5 protein-coding genes are annotated in these 7,394 nt (G+C 70.2%); 1 reads left to right on the top strand and 4 read right to left on the bottom strand.

Going from position 1 to position 7,394, the window contains the following annotated elements:
• Positions 1-43 precede the first annotated feature (43 nt).
• The 4 genes from ACFULQ_RS39190 to ACFULQ_RS39175 form a co-directional block, all read right to left on the bottom strand.
• Positions 44-1,045, bottom strand: coding sequence for a response regulator transcription factor (locus ACFULQ_RS39190; RefSeq protein ID WP_383553708.1), 1,002 nt, complete (start codon positions 1,043-1,045; stop codon positions 44-46).
• Positions 1,046-1,103: 58 nt separating this feature from the next.
• Positions 1,104-3,641: a S8 family serine peptidase gene (locus tag ACFULQ_RS39185; protein ID WP_383553710.1), complete on the bottom strand. Its 2,538-nt coding sequence runs from the start codon at positions 3,639-3,641 to the stop codon at positions 1,104-1,106.
• Positions 3,571-4,773, bottom strand: a complete 1,203-nt coding sequence (locus tag ACFULQ_RS39180) for a S8 family serine peptidase (protein ID WP_383553705.1) — start codon at positions 4,771-4,773, stop codon at positions 3,571-3,573. Before ACFULQ_RS39180 ends, ACFULQ_RS39185 begins: the two co-directional genes overlap by 71 nt.
• 184 nt (positions 4,774-4,957) lie before the next feature.
• Positions 4,958-6,526 carry a carbohydrate-binding protein gene (locus tag ACFULQ_RS39175; protein WP_383553703.1) on the bottom strand — a complete coding sequence of 523 codons (1,569 nt, stop codon included), beginning with the start codon at positions 6,524-6,526 and terminating at the stop codon, positions 4,958-4,960.
• 127 nt (positions 6,527-6,653) lie between these two features.
• Here ACFULQ_RS39175 and ACFULQ_RS39170 point away from each other — a divergent pair, with 127 nt between their 5' ends.
• On the top strand, positions 6,654-7,268 hold the full coding sequence (locus ACFULQ_RS39170; RefSeq protein WP_383553700.1) for a phosphoribosylanthranilate isomerase: 615 nt from the start codon (positions 6,654-6,656) through the stop codon (positions 7,266-7,268).
• Positions 7,269-7,394 lie beyond the last annotated feature (126 nt).

Here is a 7,394-nt window from a genome sequence, read left to right as displayed (position 1 = left end):
CGGCCAGGGAGGGCGGCCCATCGCCCCACAGGGGCCGCAACCGCTACACCCAGCCGCGTTGAGAAGCTCGCATCCCCAGCTGGAACCGGCTCGCCGCGCCCAGCCGCTCCTGCAACTCGCTCACCCGCCGCCGCAGGGTCCGCAGACTCACCCCAAGATGGCGGGCCACCGCCTCGTCCTTCATTCCGGCCGCCAGCAGCCGGGTCAACGTCTTCTCGCTCTCGGAGAGTTCGCTGTCGTCGGCCGCCTGACCCAGGGGAGTCGCCTGCTGCCAGGCCAGCTCGAAGAGCTTTTGCAGGGCCTCGGTCACCGCCGAGTGCCACACGACGACGGCACAGTAGCCGCCGGCCGAGGAGGCGGTCAGCGGTAGCAGCGCCCGGCATCCGTCGACCACCAGCAGCTTGAGTGGCACGGTCGGCAACACCCGGGCCTGCTCGCCGAGTTCGACCATTCTCAGGGCGCGGGACAGGACCTTCGGATCACCCAGGCCGGTCGCCGCGTAGATCCCGCGGGAGACGATCCCGCGGCTGAGCAGATCGGCCTGGAGATCCACCTGCGGAGCGGGCGGGGCGAGATACGGCGGTGTGTCGAAGAGGCACACCTCGCGCTCCGCGCGCGCGTACATCTCCTCCAGGCGGGCCGCGATGGCGCCCTCGCCGGAGGCCACCTCGACCAGCCGGGACGGCTCCTCGCGCAGCAGCCCCGCCTCGTACGCGGTCGCCATCTCCTCGGAGGCGGCGGCCAGCAGTTCGGACTCGGTCTCGCGCCGCCGGATCAGCGCGCGGATCGCGACGCGGGGGTCGACCGCGCGTAACCCGCCCATGGAGTCCGGTGGTTGCAGCAGTCCGAGGGCGAGCAGCCGGTTGCAGGCCTCCCGGACCCGGGCCGGGGAGGCACCGGTCAGCAGCGCCCAGCCGGCCGCGCCGGCGTCGGGCTGGTTGAGGATGGCCTGGTACAACAGCTCGTCGAACGCGGAGACCCCCACCGCGGCCCAGGGGCTCGCGGCAGGGGTCTCCCTGGCCGGGTCGTGTGCCGTGTTCACCATGGCCCGGCACGGTAGACGGTCTTTGTTAAGAGTTTTCGCGACTTCCGGCGGCGGTCGCCTACTTCAGGCCGAACGCCCGTACGACCGTCTGGTCGACCGTGTTGCCGTCCTGGTCGGCGGCCCGTACGCGCAGCGACACGAACCGGGCACCCTTCTTCGAGTGCTTGAGCTCCGCCGTGCCGTGCTTGACCTTCACTTCCTTCCAGGAGGCGCCGTCGTCGTACGAGACCCAGGCCGTCAGGGAAGCGGCCGTGATGCCGCCCGACTGGTTCCGGACGGAGAGGCCGAGCTTCGACGTGTGCCCGGCCTCGGCACGGTTGAGCAGGTCGATCCCGGCCACGTCGTAGTCGACCGAGAGCAGCCCGAGCGCCGTCTGCTGGTCCGTGTGCGCCGAGGCGAAGGACCATTCGGTGTGGGTGCCGGTGGAGTACGCCGCCCACTCGGCCGTGCGCTTGGTGTCGACCACGAGGCGGTACGAGGACTTCGCCGCCGGGACCGTGAAGGTGCCGTAGCCGCCGAGTGCGGTGTCGCCGACCACCTGCCCGTCCGCGTACAGCCTGCCCTGCGCGGTGTCCTGGACGTTGTCCGCGTATCCGTAGTGGCCCGGCGCCGAATCGCTCAACTCCGGTACGCGGAAGGTGAGTTTGTCGCCGGTGCGCTGGGAGAGGCCGGCCTGCGCGGTGGTCGCCGGGCGGACGACCTGGCCCAGCCAGTCCTCGGTGGGCTGCCTGCCCGCCTTGTCGAAGGTTCGCAGGGGACCCCACTGAGGCCGGTTCGCCTGCCAGTCGGGATAGACGGCGTGCCAGATCCGGTTGTCGGAGAGGTTGTAGTACTCGGTGCGCTCCCTGCCGAGCTGCACGTTGGTGGTGGTCGCGATGTCGGTCTTCTGCCAGGGGCGGTACAGGTACACGGCGTCCTTGCCGACGTCACCGGCCCGGGCTCCGTGGTAACGAACCGTCTGCTTGACCGTGTTGGAGCTGTCCAGGTGGTACGTCTGGTTGGCCGAGACGGCTCCCACCTGCGGGAACATCACGTTGTACACATACGGGCCGACCGGAGTGCCCGCCAGCTTCAGCTTGACCTTCTTCCCGCTCTTCAGCAGGGCGCCGAGCTTCGCACCGTCCTCACCGGTGGCGGTCATCAGCGGGATGCTCGCGCTCTTCACCCAGGAGATCCAGTAGCCGGGCGAGTCGTGGTAGGCGAGGACGTAACCGGCCCCGGCCGCGGTGGCGTTGGCCAGTGCCTCGTCCGCCGTTGCACCGGCGCTCACCCGGACGACCGCCACCTTGCCCTTGACGTCGAGGCCCGCGAAGTCGGCCGCGGTTCCGCTGCCGGCGTCCACCGCGCGCACCGTGTGGTCACCGCTGACCTTCACGGGGAGACCGATGTCGGTCTGCGCGTAGTCGAGGGGCAGCGCGTAGTTCTCCGGGCCGGTGACGCTCGCCGTCAGCTCCTTGGCGTACAGACGGAACTTGGGGGAGAACTCGAACAGGCCCTGGGTGACCTTCTCGGTGGGCGCCACATAGACGTGGTCGGTCCACCAGCCCTGGCTGTAGACCACCCCGAAGGCGGTGCCCGGGCCTTCCCGGTGCCAGCTGGTGCTGAAGCCCTGGAACTCGGAGTCCTCCTTGGTCCTCGGCTTGATCTCGACCGCCTTGCGGGCGTCGAGGACCACCTCCGTGTCCTTGTCGACCTTGATCTCCGGGTCACCGACGATCGAGGTGTCGCGTTCGAGTCCGGCCGCGTCCCGCTGCGAGATCCAGGACGCCGTGGAGTACGTACCGGCCGGCACCTTGAAGGTGTAGGTCTTGCCGATGAACCCGTACGTGTCCGGGTAGGCGCCGTTCAGTTCCTGAAGCACGAAGATCGACGACCAGGTGGTCGGCTTGCCGTCCCGGCCCACCAGCGACACCTTCAGGTCGTAGGTCTTCGGCAGCTTCTCGAAGCCGACGGCCGTGGTGACGAGGACACCGTCGGCGCTCGCGGTGATGTGGCCGGTGTACCGGCCCGTCGCCTCCTTCGCCGGGTCGACGGTGACCGCGACGGTGGCGGTGCCCTTCGCGGGGACGGTCACCGTGTCCGCGTGCGGTGTGGCGCCGCGAAGCGACGAGGACACCTTCAACTCCACCGCCTTGTCCGTGGTGTTGGTGTACGTGATGTCCTTGTCGGCGGCCTCGGTGTCGGTCTCCTCGTACTTGCCGAAGCTCAGTGTCGGGGTCGCGAAGACGCCCTGACCGACGGCCCGTACGGCGTCGACCCGGCCGTCGCCCTGCTGGAAGACGTCGGCGCCCGGCATGGTCTTCGCCGTGGTCGCCAGCGCCTGCTTGATCTGCTGACCCGTCCAGTCGGGGTGGGCCTGCGCGACCAGCGCCGCCGCGCCCGCGACATGCGGGGTCGCCATCGACGTACCGCTCGCCGTCGAGTAGTGGTCGTCGACCGGTGTGCTGCCGGGCATGCTGGTGCCCGTGGCGCGGGCCGCGGTGATGGCCACGCCGGGCGCGGTGATCTCGGGCTTGACCGCGTAGTCACCGGCGCGCGGACCGCGGCTGGAGAACGAGGCCAGCTTGTCGGACTTGTCCACGGCGCCCACGGTCAGCGCGGAGTCGGCGATGCCCGGGGTGCCGACGGTCTGCTCGGAGGGGCCGGAGTTGCCCAACCGCGATCACGAAGAGGGTGCCGGTGGCGGCGGACAGCTCGTCGACGGTCTCGCTCAGGATGTCCGAGGGGCCGGTGGCGTCTCCGCCGAGCGACATCGACACGATCTTCGCGCCGGATCTGGCCGCCCAGTCCATGCCCGCGATGATCCAGGAGTCCTGGCCGCGGCCGGTGTTGTCGAGCACCTTGCCGACGCGCAGTGCCGCGCCCGGCGCCACGCCCTTGTACCGGCCGCCGGAGGCAGCGCCCGAGCCGACGATCGTGGACGCCACATGGGTGCCGTGACCGAAACCGTCCTGCACCGTCTCACCCGGTACGAAGCTCTGCGTCTCCGCGATCTTCCCGGCCAGGTCCGGGTGCCCGGTGTCCACGCCGGTGTCGAGGACCGCGACGTCCACGCCCTTGCCGTCGTAGCCCGACTTCCACACCTCGGGCGCGCCGATCTGCGGCACGCTCACGTCGAGGGACGCCTGCACCTTGCCGTCGAGCCAGATCTTGTCGATGCCCTCGCCGAGCTGTTTCGCGGCCTTGGTGGTCGGATCGGTGCCCAGTGCGGGGGCGATGTCGGCCCAGAAGGAGGTCGACTTCCTCGCGCTCAGCGCGGCCCCGTCGATCGCGGGCAGTGTGAGCGTCCGGCGAGCGCCGTCAGGGACCGAACCGCCGCTCTTGTACGTCGCGATGACGGGGGTGGTCCCGGTCCTCGAATCCGCGTATCCCTGCTTCACCAGCTGGGTGACGTTGAACAGGGCCGGGTCGAGACGGCCCGCCTTCACCAGCGGGATCGCGTCCACCGGCAGGACACTGACCTCGCCGTCGCTCTCGGTCGACAGGAAGGTGGCGGCCGTACGGCCCTTGCCGCGCTCGATGTCGACGGCGGACCTGCCGTCGGGTCCGGTGGTGACCGAGACCCGGTCGCCCGTGATGAGGGTGACGGTCTGGGTCTCGGCGTGTGGAGTCCGCGTGGTGCCCGACTGGTCGGGCGGTGACGCGGGACCGGCCGCCGCGGGCGTGACAACCCCGGCGAGCAGCCCGGCCGCTCCCGCCACGGCCCAAAGGGCGTGGAGTCTTCGCATGTGTGGACGTCCTCCCCTGAACGCTGAAACGCCTCCGCCCTGTGGAGCGGAAGCCAGGACTCAGAGTGAGTGCCGCGCGCCGAGCGACTCAAGGGATTGCTGTGGCCGGGGAGTGCCAATGCCTGTCTCGGCCACGGTGGTTCGTGGCGGGGGACCCCGGGTGCGGTACTCGGGGTCCCCTGTTCTACAGCGTGACCGGGCTGCCGCCGAAGGTCACCACCAGGCTGCCGTTCGAGGCGAACGACCAGCCCAGGGCGCCGGAGTACGAGGAGCAGCGGGACCCGTTGGTGCCGGTCCAGAACTGGTTCGAGCTGTCGGCGTTCCCGACGTACCGGTCGTTGCCGCCGCTGTCGCACGAGGTGTTGGAGCGGAAGACCGAGGTGCCCTTCTCGAAGTTGAAGTTGCGCTCCGTGTTGGCGACGGAGACGTTGCTCGTGATGGTCATCGAGCCGGGGTTGCTGTTGTACGTGAACCCGTGGTGGCCGTTGCCGTAGGCGAGCGAGTGCTGGACCACGTGGTCGACCGCGATGTCGTCGCCGCCGAGCTTGTACCCGTTGCGGTCGCCGTTGCCGGCCTGGGAGCCGTCGCTGAGCGTGCCGTTGCCGTAGGACAGGGAGTACTCGATGGTCACCGGGCCGATCGGGCCGGTGTCGGTCTTGGTGTAGAGGTCCCAGCCGTCGTCGATGTTGTTGTGCGAGACGGCGTACCGGAAGACATTGCCGGTGCCGGTGGTGAGCTTGGCGGCGAAGCCGTCCGCGTCCTCACCGTCGGAGTCGGCGTTGTCGTGCGACTCGGCGCTCAGGATCAAGTTGTTGGACGGCCATTGGCTCGCCGGCGTGGAGGAGGCGATCCGGCCGAGCTGGAGCCCGGTGTCCCGGTTGAAGCGGGTCACCGTGCGCTCGACGACGTTGTCGCTGCCGCCGACGTAGATGCCGTTGTCGCCGGCGCGCTCCACGACCAGGCCGTAGATCTTCCAGTAGTTCGCGTTGAGCTGGAGCCCGCGGTTGGCGGAACTCTCGCTCTGCGCCGAGAAGTTGAGCACCGGTGTCTCGCCCGGGTAGGCGGAGAGCGTGGTGCGGGCGCCGGAGGTGCCGTTGTTGCCGGCCGGGATGGTCACCGTCGAGGAGTAGGCGTACGTCCCTCCCCGCAGGTAGATGGTGCCGCCGGGCGTGATGCGGCTGATCGCCGAGGTGAGCGTGGTGGGCGCGGTGATGGTGCCGGCCGCGCTGTCGGTGCCGGTCGGTGACACGTACAGGGCGCTGCTCGACGGCGGGGTCGTGGTGCCGGAGGTCTCGGCGTCCAGGTAGTCGACGTTGGGCAGGCCGTTCGCGGTCGTCGGGTGGAGCCGGACCGTGTTGCTGCCCGCGGTCACCGGGACGGTGAGCGTCTTGGTGGTCCAGCCGGTCCAGGCGCCGGTGGACTCGAAGGACGCCGAGGAGACCGTCGAGCCGTTCACGATGATGTTCGCGGTACGGGCGGTGGTGGTGCCGTTGGCGAAGCGGACGCTCAGGGTCGCCGTGCCCGTTGCGGGTGCGGACACGGTGAACTGGGCGTAGGCGCCGGTGGCGTTGGTGCCGTTGCAGAATCCGCTGCCGGAGTAGCCGGCGTACTCGGTCTCGACGGCTCCGGTGCAGATGGCGGGCGCGGTCTCGGCCTCGTAGCGGGTGGTGGCGGCTTGCGCGGTGGTGCCGGACAGTGCGACGAGCGTGCCGGCGAGGAGGCCGACGGAGGTGATGAGGGGTCTCAGGCGCATCGTTCGTCTCCATGGTGTGTGGTGACGGGGGCACGTATTCTTCGGACAGTAAGCGCTTGCCATGGTCGGGTCAACGGCTATGTATGTGATCGTTGTTCACACATACGAATTGGATACGGTGGGCGGCATGACGCTCTTCGTGAAGATCTGCGGCCTGAGGACCGAGCAGGACGTCGACACGGCCGTCGAGGCCGGCGCCGACGCCATCGGATTCGTGTTCTCCGACAGTCCGCGCCGCATCGACCCCGCGACGGCCGCGCGGCTGGCCGCCAGGATCCCCGAGAGCGTCCTGACGGTGGGGGTGTTCCGCCGCGAGCCCCTGGAGTACGTACGCGCCGTGGCCGCCGAGTCCGGCATCGGGGCCGTCCAGCTGCACGGCCCCGACGACCGCGACTACTACGCCTCCCTGGCGACGGACGGCCGGCCCCTGATCCGCGCTGCCGCCTTTGGCGACTCGGTGCCGCGCTGCGGGGAGTTCGGTGAGGACATGCTCCTCCTGGACGCCCCGGTACCGGGTTCCGGCATCGCCTGGGACTGGTCGAGGAAGCAGGTGGCAGGCGCGGGCGAGAAGTGGCTGCTCGCCGGGGGCCTGACCCCGGAGAACGTCCGCGAGGCGGTGGACGTCACCCGCCCCTGGGGCGTGGACGTCTCCAGTGGGGTGGAGGCGAGCCGGGGCATCAAGGACCCGACCCTGATCAAGGCGTTCGTGACGGCGGCACGGGCGGGGGTCGCTCTGGGGTGAGTCCCCCGGCGGGACCGCCGGTGTGGGGTCGGGGCACCGCCGTGGGGGCGAGGATCGTGCCGGGTGCGGCTCCGTCGTGGCCGGTCGCGCAGTTCCCCGCGCCCCTGGGGGGCGCCGCTGCCGTGG

The organism is Streptomyces sp. NPDC057253, assembly GCF_042669125.1.
Lineage (GTDB): Bacteria > Actinomycetota > Actinomycetes > Streptomycetales > Streptomycetaceae > Streptomyces.
Note: the sequence above shows the minus strand (reverse complement) of the source record. Positions and strands in the feature narration are given on the sequence as shown.